The organism is Bacillus cereus group sp. MG20, from assembly GCF_040459885.1.
In the GTDB taxonomy this organism is placed as follows: domain Bacteria; phylum Bacillota; class Bacilli; order Bacillales; family Bacillaceae_G; genus Bacillus_A; species Bacillus_A cereus.
The window spans coordinates 3209879-3228738 of the sequence record NZ_JARVHF010000001.1; the positions used below are offsets into that span (position 1 = coordinate 3209879).

The following is an 18860-nucleotide window of genomic DNA, read 5'->3' on the forward strand; positions in this document are numbered from 1 at the left end:
TTAAATAGAAAAAGTAAAGAACTTGTTATTTTACTAGAATAAGAGTAGACTTTGAAGTAGATGAATAAGAAACACATGGGAGTTTGTGGATACAAACTGAGAGTATGGCTACTAGTCCGTCATTGACCATTTGAACCTGTTGGATAATGCCAGCGTAGGGAGAGTGTAAAAGCACATATTCAGGCACTTTGCGTACGCGCAAAGTGTCTTTTTGTGTATCTCCCATCATTATAGTTAGGAGATGAAAAGGATGAATATGAAAGAAATTAGTAAAGTAGTGGATTTGGTGAGAGAATCTAATCCGCTCGTTCATAATATTACAAATGTTGTTGTAACAAATTTTACTGCTAACGGTTTGTTGGCACTTGGGGCATCGCCTGTAATGGCGTATGCAAAAGAAGAAGTAGCAGAAATGGCTAGCATTGCTGGAGCGTTAGTATTAAATATGGGAACACTTCGTCCTGAGGAAGTAGAAGCGATGTTACTTGCTGGTAAATCAGCAAATGTGAACAATGTGCCAGTACTATTTGATCCAGTTGGTGCAGGAGCAACTTCGTATCGAACAGAAGTTGCGAGACATATTCCAGCCGAAATAGATTTAGCAATTATCCGCGGCAATGCGGCTGAAATAGCAAATGTTATTAATGAGAAATGGGAAATTAAAGGGGTAGACGCTGGTACTGGAAATGGCAATGTTGTAAGTATTGCAAGGCAGGCAGCAGACGAATTAAATACAGTTGCGGTTATTACTGGAAAAGAAGATGTTGTTACAGATGGAGAGAGAACTATTGTTATTCGAAACGGTCACCCTATTTTAACGAAAGTTACGGGAACAGGTTGTTTACTAACGTCTGTAATAGGAGCATTTGTAGCAGTGGAAAAAGATTATGTAAAAGCAGCAGTAGCAGCATTAACGTTTTATGGTGTAGCTTCGGAACTGGCAGCTGCTAAGACCGTGGAAAAGGGACCTGGTAGTTTCCAAATTGAATTTTTAAATCAGTTAGCGAATACTACTGCTGGTGATATTGAGAAGTATGGAAAGATTGAGGAGTTAGAGTAAGGGGGGATGAAACACATGATGCGCATTGAAACAAAGAAGATGTCTAAGTTATTACAAGTGTATTTTATTATGGGAAGTAATAACTGCACGAGGGATCCTTTAGCTGTATTGAAAGAAGCGTTAGATGGTGGAGTGACACTTTTTCAATTTCGCGAGAAGGGGGAAGGTTCTTTAATCGGAGAGGATAGAGTGCGTTTTGCAAAAGTATTGCAGACGCTTTGTAAGGAATATAGTGTTCCTTTCATTGTAAATGATGATGTAGAATTAGCCATTGAATTAGATGCAGATGGTGTTCATGTAGGACAAGATGATGAAGGAATTACATCTGTTCGTGAAAAAATGGGAGATAAAATTATGGGGGTATCTGCTCATACAATTGAAGAAGCACGCTTTGCAATCGAAAACGGAGCAGATTATTTAGGCGTTGGACCTATTTTCCCAACGAGTACGAAAAAAGATACGAAAGCGGTTCAAGGAACGAAAGGATTAGCTTATTTTAGAGAACAAGGAATTACAGTGCCAATCGTTGGTATTGGTGGGATTACAATTGAAAATACAGCGGCAGTTATAGAAGCGGGTGCGGATGGTATTTCAGTTGTTTCAGCAATTAGTTTAGCTGAATCTGCATATGAAAGTACGAGAAAATTAGCTGAAGAAGTAAAGAGAAGTTTGTAGAAAAGGACATGTAGTATTTTAAGTGCTACATCGAGAAGTAGACTGCCCAAAAAATTTAAACAAACGTTTGATTAAAAAAGCACAAACCTTTTTAAATAAAGGTTTGTGCTTTTTCTTTAAAACATAATTGAAATTAAGAGCATTCCAATTCCGATAGAAGTAAATGTTGCAATTAAGCCTGGAATCATAAAGCTATGATTTAATACGTATTTACCAATACCTGTTGTACCGGTACGGTCAAAGTTAATGGCAGCAACGATTGTTCCATAGTTCGGAATGAAGAAATATCCATTTACTGCAGGGAACATCGCAATCAGTAGCGCTGGTGGAATACCAAGGGATAGTCCAAGTGGCATTAAGGCACGTACTGTTGCTGCTTGGCTGTACAGTAAAATAGATAGAATGAATAGTGCGATGGCAAATAGCCAAGGCGCACTTGTTACTAAATGCTGAATAGATCCTTGAATCATATTTAAGTTTCCATTAAAGAAAGTATCTCCCATCCAAGCGATACCGAAAATTGCAACAACTGCTGTTGCTCCTGCTTTAAAGACGTTACCAGACACAATGCTTTCTACATTTGGTTTACAGAAAATAATAATAAGAGCCGCGATAGTTAACATGACCATCTCAATTGTGTTCGGCATGGAAAGGCGAGCTAACTTCCCATCAACTATCCATCCTGGACGAAGTGCTTCAAATGAACCAAGAAGTACAACAAGGAAGGTTCCTACAAGGAAAAGGATAACTGATAATTTTGCGCCCTTTACACCTACAAATTCTTTTTTCTCTTCAAGCTTAGGAATCATTCCTTCTGTTAATCGTTTTAAGTATTCAGGGTCCTCACTTAATTCTTTTCCCATCTTACTAGCAACGAATGCTGCTAACATACAAGCAATGAAAGTGGAGGGAATACTCACTTTTAAAATATCTAATAAAGTGATTTTATAGTCAGCTAACATTGCTAAAAGAGCAACTGTGGCAGCTGAAATTGGACTAGCTGTAATTGCTTGCTGAGAAGCGATTACGGCAATCGACATTGGGCGTTCCGGTCTAATCCCTGATTCACGAGAGACTTCTGCAATAACAGGAAGTACAGAATAGGCAACGTGACCAGTACCTGCACATAGTGTGAATAAATAAGTAACAATTGGAGCAAAAAAAGTAATACGCTTTGGATTTTTTCGCAATGCTTTTTCAGCTAGATGAACAAGATAGTCCATTCCTCCAGCAGCTTGCAAAGCACCAGCGGCTGTAATTACTGCCAAAATCATAAGCATTACATCGATAGGAGGCGCGGTTGGTTGTAAGTGGAAGACAAAAACGAGTATTGCCATACCAACTCCACCCATTACTCCTAAACCAACTCCGCCTAGGCGTGCACCAATAAAAATACAGAGTAACAAGGTAAGAAATTGTAGCCAAAACATGATAAACTACCTCCGAAATTCATTAGTTAAGATATATTCGAATAGTTTAATTTGAATGAAAATTAAATAAATACCCGAAGAAATCCTTGTTGTTTATACATTTTTTATTATATAACACAAAAAAAGTAACATTCACGTACTTTTTGAAATTATTTTGAAAAAGCAATGCATTAAAAATTTGTATTTATATCTCTAAATAAGTAGACATTTTGATTTATATGTTGTAATCTTTGAAAGAGAATAAATTAATTCTCATAGAACTCCCATATCGTTCAACTCGTTCAGCGAGAAAGGCAAACTGATGGAAACATGAGGACGCAAAACTACAGGAGCTAAGGTCGAAAGGCTACGCTAGCCAGTTACCGGACGGATAGGGTTGGTCTTGGCCAATGCTTTTACATTGGCTTTTTTTTATTCTCGAACATATTGAGAAACATTTTCAAACAAAATATTCATATATTTTGTTTTTTTGTTTATGTTAATTAAGGAAGGTGGATATTAATGAAAAAATATTGGCATAAGTTATCGTTCCTTCAAAAGAACGTCTTATTAACCGTATTAGTTATTTTGACACTTGTTGGAAGTATGGGTGCACTAAGTTTCAACATGTTTCAAAATAGTATGATGTCTTTATTTGAAAGGCAGTCTATTGAAACAGGAGAAATAGTATTGAAAAAATTGGATGTAGAATTAGTTAGAGACATGGCGAAAGATCCTACAGCCGAAAAAGTGAAAAAAGAAAAGTTAACAGAGAAATTAGATGAAGTGTCAAAAGAATTGAAAAGTGTTGGACAAACGTATGTTACAGGAGCAAAGCCGAATGAAAAGCGAGAATTACAACTTGTTGGTTTGACTACAGAGTTAACAAAAGCGTTCCCTATAAAGCCGGGAGATTATTATGAACAACCCGCTCATTGGATGAAGGCATACGATAAAGTCATTGATACGAAAAAGGCCCAAATGACAGAAGTATATGAAGATGAAATAGGTTCGTGGGTGACAATATTAGAACCAATTACAGATGGAGAAAATAATATTGTTGCAATTATTGCGGCTGACTTAGATGCTTCCATTGTTCCTATTACAAAAGAGAAGTTTATGATACAGGGCTTACTCTTTATCATTATTTCATTAGCAATTGCGACTATTACTCAATTCTTTATCGTGCGTCACTCGTTAGCTCCATTAAAAGATTTACGAGAAGGGTTACGTAAAATTGGTGAAGGTGACTTAAGTATTAAATTAAAAGAAAGACCAGATGATATTGGAATTATTAATGTTTATTTCAATAACACGATTAAAAAGTTTAAAGGGATTATAGATAAAGTAAGGCAAACTGCTGAGCAAGTTTCTTCTTCTTCACAAGAATTGTCGGCGAGTACAGAGGAAAACAGCATGGCAGTTCAAGAGATTGCAAGTTCTATTGAAGGTTTAAGAGTAGGGGCACAGTCTCAAAAAACTTCAGTACAACAATGTTTAGAGATTGTACATGGAATGGAAGATAAGGTAGAAGAGATAACTGGGGCTGCGAAACAAGTTGCGGTTGCTTCTGAAGGTATGGAGCAACATTCAATTGAAGGTAATGAAGTGATTGGACAAATTATTAATCAAATGAGTTTAATTCAAAATGCAGTACAAGATTTATCTTCCATCATTTATTCGTTAGAAACAAGGTCAAAAGAAATTAGTGATATCGTAACTGTAATTACAGGTATTTCAAATCAAACAAATTTATTAGCTTTAAATGCTTCTATTGAGGCTTCACGTGCTGGAGCAGCGGGGAGAGGGTTTGCAGTTGTTGCTGATGAAGTACGAAAATTAGCAGAACAAACGGAAGCGTCTGCTAAAGATATAGCGAAATTAATTGGTGAAACACAAGCTGAGACAGAAGATGCTGTAGTTTCAATGCAAAAAGGTTCAAAAGAAGTAGAAACTGGAATTTCACTTGTTCAAAGTAGTGGGAATTTCTTTGAAAAAATCTCCAAATCAGCGCAATCTGTTACAGATCAAGTAAAAGCTGTTTCGGGTAATTCGAGTGACATTTTACAAAATAGCCAGAATATCGTTCAAGTCGTAAATGAATTATCACATATTGCAAACACTTATGCCAACAGCAGTAGTAATGTTGAAGAAAGCATGAAAGAGCAAGAAATATCAGTACAAGATATTGCAGAATTAGCGACTTCTTTAAGTTGGCTTTCTCAGGAATTACAAGAGCTTATTGGTGAGTTTAAAAGCGAATAAGGAGAAAGTTCAATTCTAATCAAAGGGGATATCTCCGCTACTGATTATGAATTGAACGAATCTGCCCGTTAATAAGGGATGAAAAAGGTGTGAATTTTCACACCTTTATTATATTTAAGAGAGGAATTTACATAAATATGAAATTAGCAATTTCTTATAATGAGATGGTAAAAGAATTTTTAGGGAAAGTAGAAGGAAGTATTAAAATACCTAAAGATGTGCAAGGAACGGAACTTAGGATAAAAAGGAAAACTGAACTATTTCCAAATTTGACTCACATTGTAGATTTAATAGGAGCGACTGCAACGTGGTTATATCATATTTCTAAAGAAAAACATATTGTCGTGCTTTATCATGTAAGAGGAAGTTTATTTCCGATTACTATTGAAGTTTCTAATTTTCTCTCCTATGAAAGTTTGAATTTACAGATTGAAGAGCAACTGGAACAAATTAAAGAAATGAATGAGGAAGAAATAGAAGAGTTTCAAAACGGTAATACATTATATGAAATGTCACCTATTATTATTGGTGAAACATATTATGAGCTACAAGACACGAATACATTACAATTTGTATTTAGTAAAAATATGCAAAGTGTAGAAATAATATTTAATAGTGTTAATTGGAAGGAAACAACGATTACTCGTTATGCACAACAAATACAAGGTGTTTTAATTTGTACATCACAAAATAAGAATAATTATATAAAGAATTTTAATATTATTACAGAGGCCGAGATGGCACTTTATAGTCAAGTGAATGATACGACAGCAGTATATCCTGAGAAAAGTATCGTCGATATGTTCTATAATACTGTTACTCAATTTCCAAATCGTATAGCTTTATCTTCAAGGGAAGGTACTTTAACTTATGAGGAGCTAAATAAAAAAAGTAATCAAATAGCTCATATGTTAATTAAAAATGGCGTCCAATTAGGAGACTATGTTGGAATATTTATGAAACGTAGCATAGACACAGTAGTAAGTATGGTAGCTATATTAAAAGCTGGTGCAGCGTATGTTCCGATTGATCCAGATTATCCGGAAAGTAGAATACAGTACATTATTCAAGATAGCCAAGCGAAAGTTATATTGATGAAAGAGACGCCTATAACATGTGATGGGGTTCAAACAGTTTCAATGTATGATAGTGAAACTTGTGAAGATATAGATGTAAAGTTGTCTATTCATTGTGATGATGTAGCTTATATGATTTATACATCTGGTTCAACAGGGAATCCAAAGGGAACGATGTTAGCACATAGAGGCGTTGTTAATCTGTACACTTGGATGCAAAAGCAATATGAATTGACAGAAGAGGATGTATTTGCCCAATTTCCTTCTTTTAGTTTCGATGCTTCTGTATGGGAGTCATTTGCTTCTTTATTCTGCGGAGGAAACTTGTATGTATTATTAGAGGAAGAGCGATTGTCTGTAGAAGCATTTGCAAATGCAATCTATAAAGTGAAAGCAACTTCGATCTTGGCATTAGCAACAATTTTTGTTCGACAAGTAGCAACTTATTTAGCAGAAGAAGATATATATAAGCTAGCTTCCCTAAAAAGAATTGCGATTGGCGGTGAAATGTTGCCTGTAGAGGTTATTAAATTGTGGAGAGAAAGAATAGGTACAAATGTTGAAATTCATAATGTATACGGACCGACAGAATGTACTGTAGTGACGACAACCTATAAAATACCTAGTCAGTTAAATGAGGATGTTGCGAGTATTCCCATTGGTAAACCATGTGCTAATTATCAAGTTATGATTTTGGATGAGAATATGAATCTTTGTCCAATTGGTGTACCTGGTGAATTATATATAGATTCAGTAGGATTAGCAAAAGGGTATTTTAATAAGCCTAATAAAACAATTGAAGCTTTTATTCAGAACCCTTTTAATCCTATAGTTAATATATATAAAACAGGTGATATTGTTAAGTTGTTAGAGGATGGAAATATAGAATTTTTACATCGGAAAGATGATCAAGTAAAGATTAGAGGACATCGTATTGAACTAGGAGAAATCCAAAGTAAAATTTCTCAAAATCATAATATAAAAGAAAATGCTGTGTTTGCTAAGAAGAGTAAGGAAGGTAGCCAATATTTAATCGCGTTCTATACAACTTTAAATAAAAAAGAAATACCAGAATTAGTTTATCAGTTACAAGAGCAATTACCAGATTATATGGTGCCATCTAAACTAATTTATATTAATGAATTACCACTTACACCTAATAAAAAGATTGATGTTAAGAAGTTAGCTCAGTTAGAAGAAAAGTATGAACCGGTTCGTCTACAAGAATATGTTGCACCTTCTAATAAAGCAGAGAAACAAATAGCGCGCGCTTGGGCGGAAGTATTAGGAATTTCAAAAGTTGGAGTGCATGATGATTTCTTTACAATTGGTGGACATTCATTAAAAGTATTACGAGTCTTAACGTTGTTAAAAGAAGATTTTTCACATTTAACAATTCAAGATTTCTTTAAAGAAAGAACGATATATGGATTAGCTCGAATTGAGCGAGAAGTAAAAGTAGAGAAAGAAGAAGTATTTCGTGAATATAAAGTGATTCACGAACCAGATACTATTACGTATGCAAACGTTTTGGAAGAAACCCAGATTTTAAATGTCTTTTTAACAGGAGCTACTGGTTATTTAGGATCACACATATTATATGAATTGTTGAGAGATACATCTGCTACTATTTATTGTTTAGTAAGACCAACCAAAGATGTGCAACAAAGAATTATAGATACATTAACAGGCTACTTTAGTGATATATGTGAAGAATGGTTACAGCGTATACAGGCCGTAGCTGGTGATCTGGGGGAAGAGTATCTTGGGATGAGCGAAGAAGAATTTATGTTCATCAGTTCTAAGATGGATACGATAATTCATTGCGGTGCAGATGTAAGACATTTTGGAGATGTAAAACAATTTGAAAATATAAATGTCCAAGGAACTAGCCGTATGCTAGCATTAGCGGAGAAAGGTGCTACATTCCAATTTATTTCTACAATTGGTATCCCGTTAGAATTAGCGGTAGATCAATGGGATACATACATGAAAACTGGTGATTTTAATTACAGTGTAGACTTAGAGAATGTATATTCAAATAGTAAACTACAAGCGGAAAACATTGTTCGTGAAGCAATGAAAAATGGTTTGCGCGGAAATATTTATCGTGCAGGTAATTTAGCATGTCATTCAGAAACAGGTTCGTTCCAACAAAATATTGAAGGAAACGCATTTTATCGTCTTATTAAAACAATGCTATTAATTGGGAAAGCACCAAATGTGAAGTGGAAAGTTGATTTCACACCAATTGATTTTGCTAGTAAATCAATTGTATCGTATTTAAAAGATTCGCAAATTGTAGGAGAGACGTTACATATTTGTCATCCACATCAAATTGAGTTTGAACAATTTATACAGTTAATTGGAGAGTGTGGATACAATCTTAAAATGGTTCCACTTTCAGAATATGTAAATACCGGACTTGAATTAGCGAAGGAAAATGAAGTAATAGCAGAGTTAATTGCTTCTCAAGTTGCAGGAGATGGAGCGCAGCAATCTGAAATTGTAATGGGTACGCGTAGAACGAATGAATGGATTAAGAAAAAAGAATTGATAGTACCAGCAATCAATAAAGAATTTATACAGCAGTTATTAGCTCATGGTGAAAAAGTTGGATATTTTCCAAAAATAATGAAATGATTATGCATGCTTTTGTTTGTTCAATAAAATAAATCATGCTACAATGAAAACGAATTAAGGACCGGGGAGCCAATTGGCTGAGAGGATGTAAGTAAACATCGACCCTCAACCTGATCTGGATAATGCCAGCGTAGGGAGTTACTTAAAGTGATGTAGCATATGTTATTCTATAATAACTTGCATACAAGGCTTTCCTACGCAGTAGGAAAGCCTTTTCTTATTTTTGAAATTTAATTTTATAAGGGGGATTTTATTATGTCACAACAAGTTACAATGTCATTTTCAGTAGTACCACAAGCGAAAACGAAAGATGTATATTCTGTTGTCGATAAAGCAATTGAAGTTGTGCAACAATCGGGAGTTCGTTATGAAGTAGGGGCAATGGAAACAACTTTGGAAGGAGAATTAGATGTACTTCTTGATGTCGTTAAACGTGCGCAACAAGCTTGCGTCGATGCTGGAGCAGAAGAAGTGATTACTTCTATTAAAATCCATTATCGTCCAAGCACTGGTGTAACGATAGATGAAAAGGTTTGGAAGTACCGTGATGAATATGCAAAACCAGAAGCAATCTAAACTTATTACAACTATTTGGCTTATCCTTCTCATTGCGATATGGGAAGGATCTGTTTCATTATTTAAAATCGAACCGTGGATTTTACCAAAGCCTTCTGCCATTGTTCAAGAATTAATTGGGATGAAAGATTTACTATTACCAAATACGATGCAAACACTGCAGGAAGTTATAATTGGACTATTCTTTGCAATTTTATTGGGGACGAGCATCGCAATTATTATGGACGTTATACCTTTATTTCGTATTTTAATAAATCCATTGCTCGTTATTTCGCAAACAATTCCAATTGTTGTACTTGCACCGCTATTTATTATTTGGTTTGGATATGGGATGTTGCCGAAAGTAATGGTCGTAATACTCGTTTGTTTCTTCCCAATTGCGCTTAGTATTTTAGAAGGTTTTCAAACAGTAGATAAAAACATGTTGAAGCTGTTACAAACAATGAAGGCGACAAAATGGCAAGTTTACCAGAAAGTAAAATTTCCAGCAGTGCTTCCATACTTTTTCTCCGGTTTAAAAATTGCAGTTACATATAGCGTAATGGGGGCAATTATCGGAGAATGGCTCGGTGCAAGTGAAGGATTAGGCGTTATGCTTACGAGGGCTACAAAATCCTTTTTGACTGCCCGAGTATTTGGTGTTGCAGCAATCATCGTTATAGTGACATTATGCCTGTATTTTATCGTAGAGTTTATGGCAAGAATAACAGCACCATGGATATATAGAAAGGACGGCAGAAAATGAAAAAAGGTTTGAAAGTTATGTTAGCTGCCTTAGTAGCGGTAGGTGTGGCTGGATGTAATCCGGCGAAGAAAGAAGAAAGTGCAAGTAAAGATCAAAAAGTAAAAGTAGTATTAGATTGGTTTCCAAATACGAATCATACTGGCTTGTATGTAGCGCAAACGAAAGATTATTACAAAAAGCAAGGATTAGATGTAGAAATTATTCAACCAGGTGACAATGTAACAGCAGAGCAAATGATAGCATCAGGAAAAGCAGACTTCGCAATAAGCGCACAAGAAAATGTAACATTAGCTCGTGTGGAAGGAATTCCTGTTGTATCTGTAGGAGCGATTATTCAGCACAACACTTCAGCGTTTGCATCGCTTAAGAAAGATAATATGACGTCACCGAAAGATTTTGAAGGTAAACGTTATGGTGGCTGGGGAGGACCAGCGGAAGAAGCGACATTAAAGACGATTATGGATAAGCATCAAGCTGATTTTAATAAAGTTGAAAAAATCATCTTAGGACAAACAGATTTCTTTAAATCAATCGGCCGTGATGCAGATTTCGAATGGATTTATTACGGTTGGGATGGTATTGAAGCGAAGCGCCAAGGAAAAGAGTTAAATACGATTATGGTGAAGGACTTAGATCCAGCGCTTGATTTCTATAGTCCTGTTATTATTACGAGTGAAAAACATACGAAGCAAGATAAAGACTTTGTGAAAAAGTTTATGAGTGCAACAACAGAAGGTTATAAATTTGCAATTAAGGAACCGAAAGAAGCTGCTGATATTCTAATTAAAGCTGTTCCAGATGTAAATAAAGATTTAGTTCAAGAAAGCCAGAAATGGTTAAGTACGAAGTATCAAGATGATGCGAAAGCATGGGGAGTACAGAAGGAAGAAATTTGGACGAATTACATGAATTTCTTATATGACAACAAAGTTATTAAAAAGAAAATCGATGTAAAAGATGCTTTTACAAATGAATTCCTTCCAAGTGAAAAATGAGCGGATTACAAATAAAAAATATAGTGAAATCTTTCGACGGAAAGAATGTATTAGAGAATATTAGTGCCTCTATACAAGAGGGAGAGTTTGTTTCCTTTGTAGGACCGAGTGGTTGCGGGAAAAGCACATTATTAAACATGATTGCAAATGTTGAAAAACCAACAAGCGGGAACGTAATGTATAAAGATAAGCAAGTACAAGTGCAAGATGTTGTTAGTTATATGCCACAACAAGATTTATTACTACCGTGGCGATCAGCTTTGCAAAATATCGTTCTTCCGTTAGAAATTGAAGGAAAGCCGAAAAAACAAAGGCTGACAGAAGGAATGGAAGCATTAAAGCAGTTCGAACTAGATGAATATGCAGACCATTATCCAGATGAATTGTCTGGTGGTATGCGTCAAAGAATTAGTTTTCTGCGCACATATTTATGTGAAAAGCCAATTATGCTGCTTGATGAGCCTTTTGGAAAGTTAGATGCATTTACAAAAATGGAAGTACATAGCTGGCTTTTAAACTCTTGGCATCAAGAGAAGCAAACAATCGTTATGGTTACACATGACTTAGATGAGGCAATCTTGCTTTCAGATCGCGTATTTATTTTATCTCAAAGACCAGCGTCAATAGTTGGCGAGGTACAAGTGAAATTACCTAGACCGAGAACGATGGATATGTTAACATCACTCGAATTAAAAAAGGATAAAGAAGAGATTTTAAGTGTGTTAGCTCCTTATATGAAAAAATAGAAAAAGCCTTTTAACAGTTTTTAGTATAATTACTGTTAAGAGGCTTTTTTTAGAATATGAAAAGATGGAGAAGGAACAAAAGGGAAAATAGAGAATAGAATATAACAGAGTAGTTTATACTCTTAATATAACAAATGTTAAAGGAGTGAAAGGATAAAATGACTTTATCAACTGTTCTTCAAATGGTTTTAGCTTGATATGGGAGAAGTCTGCCCATTTTTTAAGATTAAGCTAAATTGAAGACAGCAGGTAAAGAACCTTAATCCTTTTTTACGATAATATGTAATGGGTAAGGTGTATTCACCTTACCCATTTTTATATGCATAATTAAATAAGGCTTCATACTGTTGGTCTCTCTATTTAGCTTATGGACGATAAGTAAAGGAGAGAAAAAAATGAGTATATTAACAGTAGAAAATTTAAGTCATTCGTATGGTGAGAAAACCATCTTATATAATGCATGCTTTCGATTATTAAAGGGGGAGCATGTTGGGTTAGTAGGAAAAAATGGGATTGGAAAATCAACACTGCTAAGAATTTTAACAGGAGAACTTATACATGATGATGGGAACATTGAATGGTTTCCACATGTGAAGGTTGGATTTTTGCAGCAGCATATAGATTTACAAGAAGGGATAACAATTGAAGGATACTTGCAAAGTGCATTTTCTAACTTGTATGCAATTGAATACGAAATGTTAAAAATTGCAAAAGAGATGACTGAGGCAGTAGAAGTAGAAAAATTGTTAGTAAGGTATGGAGAGTTACAAACTATATTGGAAAACTCTAATTTCTATCAAATTCATACAGAAATTGAAGAAGTAGCAATTGGTTTAGGGCTGTTTGAAATAGGATTGGAAAAGGATGTTTCAAAGTTAAGTGGAGGACAGCGGACAAAGTTATTACTAGGAAAGCTTCTTCTAGAAAAAGCTGATGTTTTATTGCTAGATGAACCAACGAACTATTTAGATACAGCACATATAGAATGGTTGCAATCGTACTTGAAGTTGTATGAAAAAGCTTATATTATCATTTCGCATGACGAAGTGTTTTTGAACAATATTACGAATGTCATTTACCATCTAGAAGAACGAAAAGTTAAGCGATATGTAGGGGATTATGAAAAGTTTTTACAAAGTTATCAAGTGCAAAGGAAACAATTACAATCGGCGTATGTGAAACAACAAAAAGAAATTGCTCAGTTAGAAACATTTATTCAAAAAAATAAAATTCGAAAAGCAAAACAGGCAAAAAGTCGAGAGAAAGTATTGGAGAAAATGCGAAGGATTGAAAAGGTAAATAATGTACCTCAGTCCTGTTTTGCTTTTACTGTTTATAATGAACCAGTAAGTCGTATATTACAGGCTGAGAAACTAAGAGTGGGTTATAGTGAGCCGTTATTTCCAGACTTGAATTTACAAGTGAAAAAAGGAGAAAAGATAGCTGTTGTTGGTCATAACGGTATTGGAAAAACGACAATGTTAAAGACGTTATTAGGTCAAATAAAGCCGCTAAGCGGTTCAATTTTTGTTGGGGAACGAGTAAATCCTGCTTATTTTGCACAGGAAGAGTTTGCTTCAGAAATAACACCGTTAGAGAAAGTTTGGGCAGAACGACCAGATATGACAAAGAAAGAAGTGCGCCAAGCATTAGCGAAGTGTGGATTGAAAGAAGAACACGTATTAAAACCTATTCGTTTATTAAGCGGTGGAGAGCAAACGAAAGTGCGTTTATGTGAACTTATCGTAACGAAAAGCAATGTTTTAATTTTAGACGAACCGACTAATCATTTGGATGTAGAAACTAAGATGGCTTTACAGGAAGCGTTACAACAATACAAAGGAACAGTTTTAATTGTCTCCCATGAACCTTCTTTCTATGAATCGTGGATAACAAAAGTATGGAATATAGAAGATTGGAATGCTGAACAATATGAATAAAGAAAAGGCATTAGCTTTTATGAGCTAATGCCTTTTCTTTGTGATTAACATGATTTTCGAGAACTCTTACATGAGAATTGTATGAAGAAGCACTCTTATGGTGCGCTTATAAGCGTGCTTTTTCTTTTGTTATATTTATAATAATACGAAAGCCTTTCCCTAACAGGTGACTATCTTTCTTTATATATATAGATAGTTCAAAATGGAATGAAAATAATTCCTATATGTAAAGGATAATGTGGATATTATAGGAAGACAATAGAAATTAAAGGAAATTCATGTAAAATTCAAATGAACTTCATATAAACTTCATATTAGAAACCAAATATAATTATAATAGGTTATTATGATATTTTTGATTTTTCATAAAATTAAAAGTTTGAATTTAGGAAGTCTTGCTCGAACCTAAATTCAAACTTTAGTGAAATAATTAATGGATATTACGTCTAGTTTTCGCTAATGACGGCATTTAAAAGTTCGGCAGGATTACCTGTTCCTGCACCACCGATTGTAATAGATCCACCAGGAGGAATTTCGCCATTCCATCCTGCGTTTGTAATTACATAATGATTATTTGTTTTACTACTAATTTTAGAATCCCAAACTTGTGTTAAATTGCCGCTATAATCAAACTCTAATTTCCAATTTTTAATAGGAGTCGTTCCATTATTTTTGATTATAATCGAGAAGTTATAACCGCTGCCCCAATTCGAAGTGACTGAAAATGTAGCAGTGCCATTTCCATCAGGAGGTGTCGTATTAGCTTCATCCGTTTTGACAGTAAGAGCGGTAGGTTGTGATTTATTTCCAGCAGCATCTTTGGCAATTACTGAAAATGTGTATTCCGTATTAGGTTTTAAGTTTTTAATTGTAATGCTATTTGTTGTTGTACTCCATTTCTCTTCTCCAGCAGTAATTTCATATTCCGTAACTCCTACGTTATCAGTAGATGCAGTCCAGTTTAATTGAACTGAGTTTGAATTTTTATTCGTAACTACAATATTTTTAACGTTCGTTGGTGGCTCAGTATCTTTTTGACTAATAGGTCCACCAAGTAATTCTTTTACTAGCGTATCAAGTAATTTTGGACCACTACAACTATATTTTGGACTTGTACGGCAATCCCCGCTTAGTTCCCAAAACATTGCTCCACTTAAACCCTTCGTCTTTATATAGTCTGTTTTATATTTCATAGATTCATTGTCATCGTAGCTAATAAATGTGCCTGTAGTCGCATTATATAAGTAAGGTACTTTAGCTGTGTCATTCCAGTAGCGTACAAAACCATTCTTATTAACGTAATTGGTTGCTAAATCACCGTAATCATAGACACCTGTGTCACCGGTAGAATAATCATCCCAAGTACCTTTAGAAGCAAGTTTCCCATCGCTACCTGGTTTGCAAGGTTGATATTGTCCGTTATTTTCTTTTCCACAACTTTTCCATCCACGTCCGTAAAAAGGTACGCCTAATACTAGTTTATCGACTGGAACACCTTCATTTGTATAAACATTTATAGCACCATCTACGTAAAAATTCGTATTTGCTGCTGGGTCATTTGGATCCTTGTATAGAGCTGCATTATGATTAGAAGTAGCTTCCCATCCACCGTGGAAATCATATGTCATAATATTAATCCAATCGAGTATTTGAGAAATTTTCTTTAGCTCTGTATGATCAGCGTAGCGTTGGCTTGCACCTGACGCGATTGTTAGTAAATATTGTTTGCCATCTTCAGCACCTGCTTTATTCAAAGCATTTCGGACGTCTTGAAGAAGGAGAGTGAAATTTTGTTTATCTTCAGGACGATAACTACCACCAGGAATCGTTTCAACGCCCGGATATTCCCAGTCTAAATCTACGCCATCAAACCCATATGCGCGAAGAAAAGCTACTGTAGATTCAGCAAATACTTTTCTTGTTTTTTCATCAGCGGCCATATCAGAAAAGCGGTTAGACCAAGTCCAGCCACCAACGGAAATAATTGTTTTTAAGTGAGGATATTTAGCTTTTAATCGTTTTAGTTCTCCGAAATTTCCGCAACGGGCATATTTATCGCAATCTTCCCAAGTTGTACCTGAGCCAGGATACGATTTGGTAACATCAGCCCATGGTTCACCGAGTACGAGAGTACCATTAGGAACCTCTTTATTTTGCAATGGTACACCAGATTCTTTACAGTTCCACGTTTGTTTATTTGGATTATCAGGATGGGTAGAAGGATTTCCATGTTTTCCATTCCAACAAATATCCGCGAAAGCATAGTTAAGGTGAGTAAGTTTTGATGCATCAATGTCAGCAACTTGATAATTACGTCCGTAAACGCCCCACGAAGGAAAGTACCCAACAATTTTTTGACTTTGCTTTGGTGAATCTGCTAATGCGAGATTTGGAGTAATAAAATTTGTGAGAAAAAGAGGTAAGAAAAGTAGTAGAGATAGTAATAGCAGTGTGAATTTTTGAGACCTCATAGCCATTTCTCCTTTCAAAATAAAAGATATATTTAAAGGCATACGCCAATAAATCAAAATGAATCTAGACGTATGAAACGTCTAGATAAAATGATCAGACATCACGAAGTCTATACAAGGGAGCTGGGGGTGATTAAATCGTAACAAATGTAAGATTTAGTGTAAACGCTTTATTCAGTTGTAAAAGACTTTCTCAATACAAAAAGGCTTGAATACAAACTATATATGAAAACGAAAGATTGGTATGGGAGGAAATAGCTCATTATAAATAAATTTGAGAAAAAATTGTATGGAGCCAATTATTAAAGACGTAGAAAGATAAGGAAATATCATGTAAAATAATAGTAAAAATATGTAAAGGAGGGGACAGTGTGGATGTGTTTTTGAACATTGCTGAAGAAAAAATTCGACAAGCGATACGGAATGGTGATCTTGATTATCTTCCGGGAAAAGGAAAACCACTACAATTAGAAGATCTTTCAATGGTACCTCCAGAACTTAGAATGAGTTATAAAATTTTAAAAAATGCGGGAATGATTCCACCAGAGATGGAACTACAAAAAGATATATTAAAAATAGAGGATCTAATTGCTTGCTGTTATGATGAAGAAGAGAGAAAGAAATTACGAGAAGAGTTAACAATAAAAACGTTACGTTTTCAGCAGGTAATGGAAAAGAGAAAGATTAAAGATAGTTCAGCTTTTCGTATGTATCAAGACAAAGTATTTCGTAAACTACGCTAAGAGGGATAAGATGACTACATTTAAAACGATAGAAGAATTAGCGACCTATATCGAAGAACAACAATTGGTACTTCTTTTTATTAAAACGAAAAATTGTGGTGTTTGTGATGTTATGCTAAGAAAAGTAAATTGCTTATTAGAGAATTATGATTACGTAGAGAAAATAGAGATATTACTACAAGACATGCAAGAGATTGCGGGGCGATATGGAGTATTTACAGGGCCAACAATTTTATTATTTCATAATGGAAAAGAAATTCTTCGTGAATCACGCTTCATTTCACTTGAAAATTTAGAGAGAACCATTCAATTATTCGAGGAATAAGGGAGGCTTTTATATGGAATTTATTATTGTCATACTATTATTTGTTGTAGTTGGAATAATCGTAACAGCAGTTCGATCGAACAAAAAGAAGGTAAATCTTACAAAACAAAATAACATTCATAATTCATCTAACAGCTCATCACCATTATTTTTCTTTGCTGGATCTGATAATGATAGCTCGCATGATGGTGGCTCACATGATTGTGGAGGGTCTTTTGGGGGAGATAGCGGAGGAAGCTGCGGTGGCGGTGGTGATTGATGAAAATGCGCCTTATATAGGCGTATTTCTTTTTAAACAAACGTTTGATTAGTCGGCTTACATATGCATAAACACAGTTAAACAAACGTTTGATTAATATTTTTAACATATTAAGGGGAATGGAAATGAAAAGGGAACCGAAAGTGAAAAATAAGGGGAAAGTAGTGTTATTTTTATTAGCTGCGGGAGGTGTAATTCTTGTTAAATTAGCATTTAAATTTGGAACAATACATATGATTCGAACTTGGTTTGAAAGTACGTTTTCTTAAATAAGGAATATAGCCTCTTGCGATAGAGGTTTTTGATTTGTTATTATTAGACTGAACGGTCGGTTTAAAGAGGTGTGAATATGAGAAGAAGCGCAGAAGAGATAAAGAAAGAAATTGCATATAAAGCAGAAAGTCTATTTTCACAGAAGGGCTACGCAGCTACATCTATGGAAGAGATTTGTGAAATTACAGAGCGAAGTAAAGGAAGTATTTATTATCACTTTAAAAGTAAAGAAGATTTATTTTTATTTGTAGTGAAACAGCATACGTATGATTGGCTTGAAAAATGGAATGAAAAAGAGAAGTTGTATAGCACTAGTACTGAAAAACTATATGGTCTCGCGGAATATCATGTAGAGGACATACAGCAACCAATTTCAAATGCAATAGAGGAATTCTCTATGAGCCAAGTTGTAAGTAAAGAGATTCTGGATGAACTGTTAGCTTTAACTAGAGAATCATATGTTATGTTTGAGAAATTAATTGAAGCAGGTATACAGTCTGGAGAGTTCCGTGAAGATAATACTCGTGATCTTATGTATATTGTGAACGGATTATTATCAGGGCTTGGAGTACTTTACTACGAGTTAGATTATAAAGAGTTGAAACGTATTTATAAAAAGGCAATAGATGTATTGTTAAAAGGAATGGCAGCTGAATAAT

General features: G+C 34.9%; 16 protein-coding genes and 3 riboswitches. Of the genes, 14 read left to right on the plus strand and 2 right to left on the minus strand.

Annotated elements, in window-relative coordinates; translation table 11 throughout:
- Positions 1-65 precede the first annotated feature (65 nt).
- Positions 66-178: riboswitch (TPP riboswitch) on the plus strand.
- A 72-nt stretch (positions 179-250) separates the two neighbouring features.
- On the plus strand, positions 251-1060 hold the full coding sequence (thiM, locus tag QCI81_RS16485; protein ID WP_001056105.1) for a hydroxyethylthiazole kinase: 810 nt from the start codon (positions 251-253) through the stop codon (positions 1058-1060).
- A 15-nt stretch (positions 1061-1075) separates the two neighbouring features.
- Positions 1076-1735 carry a thiamine phosphate synthase gene (thiE, locus tag QCI81_RS16490; RefSeq protein WP_071731318.1) on the plus strand — a complete coding sequence of 220 codons (660 nt, stop codon included), beginning with the start codon at positions 1076-1078 and terminating at the stop codon, positions 1733-1735.
- Between the two features lie 116 nt (positions 1736-1851).
- Here thiE and QCI81_RS16495 read toward each other — a convergent pair whose 3' ends face one another.
- On the minus strand, positions 1852-3165 hold the full coding sequence (locus tag QCI81_RS16495) for an anaerobic C4-dicarboxylate transporter family protein (RefSeq protein ID WP_353810853.1): 1314 nt from the start codon (positions 3163-3165) through the stop codon (positions 1852-1854).
- Positions 3166-3447: 282 nt separating this feature from the next.
- Positions 3448-3532, plus strand: a riboswitch (cyclic di-GMP riboswitch).
- A gap of 134 nt (positions 3533-3666) precedes the next feature.
- Between QCI81_RS16495 and QCI81_RS16500 the strand changes: the two genes are divergently transcribed.
- The 7 genes from QCI81_RS16500 (at position 3667) to QCI81_RS16530 (ending at position 14130) form a co-directional block, all read left to right on the plus strand.
- On the plus strand, positions 3667-5409 hold the full coding sequence (locus QCI81_RS16500) for a methyl-accepting chemotaxis protein (protein WP_353810854.1): 1743 nt from the start codon (positions 3667-3669) through the stop codon (positions 5407-5409).
- Between the two features lie 137 nt (positions 5410-5546).
- Complete coding sequence (locus QCI81_RS16505; RefSeq protein ID WP_071731316.1) at positions 5547-9128, plus strand: non-ribosomal peptide synthetase family protein; 3582 nt, start codon at positions 5547-5549, stop codon at positions 9126-9128.
- Positions 9129-9180: 52 nt separating this feature from the next.
- Positions 9181-9282, plus strand: a riboswitch (TPP riboswitch).
- A gap of 101 nt (positions 9283-9383) precedes the next feature.
- The gene (locus tag QCI81_RS16510; protein ID WP_000082906.1) at positions 9384-9704 is read left to right on the plus strand and encodes an MTH1187 family thiamine-binding protein; all 321 of its coding nucleotides are present in this window, start codon (positions 9384-9386) and stop codon (positions 9702-9704) included.
- Positions 9676-10449, plus strand: coding sequence for an ABC transporter permease (locus QCI81_RS16515; RefSeq protein WP_001057164.1), 774 nt, complete (start codon positions 9676-9678; stop codon positions 10447-10449). The genes QCI81_RS16510 and QCI81_RS16515 overlap by 29 nt, the downstream gene beginning before the upstream one ends.
- On the plus strand, positions 10446-11444 hold the full coding sequence (locus QCI81_RS16520; protein WP_071731314.1) for an ABC transporter substrate-binding protein: 999 nt from the start codon (positions 10446-10448) through the stop codon (positions 11442-11444). The genes QCI81_RS16515 and QCI81_RS16520 overlap by 4 nt, the downstream gene beginning before the upstream one ends.
- Complete coding sequence (locus tag QCI81_RS16525) at positions 11441-12190, plus strand: ABC transporter ATP-binding protein (RefSeq protein ID WP_000016080.1); 750 nt, start codon at positions 11441-11443, stop codon at positions 12188-12190. Before QCI81_RS16520 ends, QCI81_RS16525 begins: the two co-directional genes overlap by 4 nt.
- Before the next feature lie 395 nt (positions 12191-12585).
- Positions 12586-14130: an ABC-F family ATP-binding cassette domain-containing protein gene (locus tag QCI81_RS16530; RefSeq protein ID WP_071731313.1), complete on the plus strand. Its 1545-nt coding sequence runs from the start codon at positions 12586-12588 to the stop codon at positions 14128-14130.
- 446 nt (positions 14131-14576) lie between these two features.
- Here QCI81_RS16530 and QCI81_RS16535 read toward each other — a convergent pair whose 3' ends face one another.
- A complete protein-coding gene (locus QCI81_RS16535) occupies positions 14577-16601 on the minus strand; it encodes a glycosyl hydrolase family 18 protein (RefSeq protein WP_071731312.1) in 2025 nt (674 codons plus the stop codon).
- Positions 16602-16972: 371 nt separating this feature from the next.
- On the opposite strand from QCI81_RS16535, the gene QCI81_RS16540 reads away from it, so the two are divergent.
- The 5 genes from QCI81_RS16540 (at position 16973) to QCI81_RS16560 (ending at position 18859) form a co-directional block, all read left to right on the plus strand.
- A complete protein-coding gene (locus tag QCI81_RS16540) occupies positions 16973-17344 on the plus strand; it encodes a DnaJ family domain-containing protein (protein WP_000382377.1) in 372 nt (123 codons plus the stop codon).
- A 10-nt stretch (positions 17345-17354) separates the two neighbouring features.
- On the plus strand, positions 17355-17669 hold the full coding sequence (locus tag QCI81_RS16545; protein ID WP_000206518.1) for a thioredoxin family protein: 315 nt from the start codon (positions 17355-17357) through the stop codon (positions 17667-17669).
- Between the two features lie 13 nt (positions 17670-17682).
- On the plus strand, positions 17683-17928 hold the full coding sequence (locus QCI81_RS16550) for a hypothetical protein (RefSeq protein WP_000394364.1): 246 nt from the start codon (positions 17683-17685) through the stop codon (positions 17926-17928).
- 125 nt (positions 17929-18053) lie between these two features.
- Entirely contained in the window at positions 18054-18197 is a 144-nt protein-coding gene (locus tag QCI81_RS16555) for a hypothetical protein (protein ID WP_000817985.1), read from the plus strand.
- An 80-nt stretch (positions 18198-18277) separates the two neighbouring features.
- Entirely contained in the window at positions 18278-18859 is a 582-nt protein-coding gene (locus QCI81_RS16560; protein ID WP_001254432.1) for a TetR/AcrR family transcriptional regulator, read from the plus strand.
- Position 18860: the final 1 nt, after the last annotated feature.

Excerpts from the sequence above, each read along its gene's own strand:
- thiM (WP_001056105.1), top strand. The coding sequence starts at position 251 with ATGAATATGAAAGAAATTAGTAAAGTAGTGGATTTGGTGAGAGAATCT.
- thiE (WP_071731318.1), top strand. The coding sequence starts at position 1,076 with ATGATGCGCATTGAAACAAAGAAGATGTCTAAGTTATTACAAGTGTAT.
- QCI81_RS16495 (WP_353810853.1), bottom strand. The coding sequence starts at position 3,165 with ATGTTTTGGCTACAATTTCTTACCTTGTTACTCTGTATTTTTATTGGT.
- QCI81_RS16500 (WP_353810854.1), top strand. The coding sequence starts at position 3,667 with ATGAAAAAATATTGGCATAAGTTATCGTTCCTTCAAAAGAACGTCTTA.
- QCI81_RS16505 (WP_071731316.1), top strand. The coding sequence starts at position 5,547 with ATGAAATTAGCAATTTCTTATAATGAGATGGTAAAAGAATTTTTAGGG.
- QCI81_RS16510 (WP_000082906.1), top strand. The coding sequence starts at position 9,384 with ATGTCACAACAAGTTACAATGTCATTTTCAGTAGTACCACAAGCGAAA.
- QCI81_RS16515 (WP_001057164.1), top strand. The coding sequence starts at position 9,676 with ATGAATATGCAAAACCAGAAGCAATCTAAACTTATTACAACTATTTGG.
- QCI81_RS16520 (WP_071731314.1), top strand. The coding sequence starts at position 10,446 with ATGAAAAAAGGTTTGAAAGTTATGTTAGCTGCCTTAGTAGCGGTAGGT.
- QCI81_RS16525 (WP_000016080.1), top strand. The coding sequence starts at position 11,441 with ATGAGCGGATTACAAATAAAAAATATAGTGAAATCTTTCGACGGAAAG.
- QCI81_RS16530 (WP_071731313.1), top strand. The coding sequence starts at position 12,586 with ATGAGTATATTAACAGTAGAAAATTTAAGTCATTCGTATGGTGAGAAA.
- QCI81_RS16535 (WP_071731312.1), bottom strand. The coding sequence starts at position 16,601 with ATGAGGTCTCAAAAATTCACACTGCTATTACTATCTCTACTACTTTTC.
- QCI81_RS16545 (WP_000206518.1), top strand. The coding sequence starts at position 17,355 with ATGACTACATTTAAAACGATAGAAGAATTAGCGACCTATATCGAAGAA.
- QCI81_RS16550 (WP_000394364.1), top strand. The coding sequence starts at position 17,683 with ATGGAATTTATTATTGTCATACTATTATTTGTTGTAGTTGGAATAATC.
- QCI81_RS16555 (WP_000817985.1), top strand. The coding sequence starts at position 18,054 with ATGAAAAGGGAACCGAAAGTGAAAAATAAGGGGAAAGTAGTGTTATTT.
- QCI81_RS16560 (WP_001254432.1), top strand. The coding sequence starts at position 18,278 with ATGAGAAGAAGCGCAGAAGAGATAAAGAAAGAAATTGCATATAAAGCA.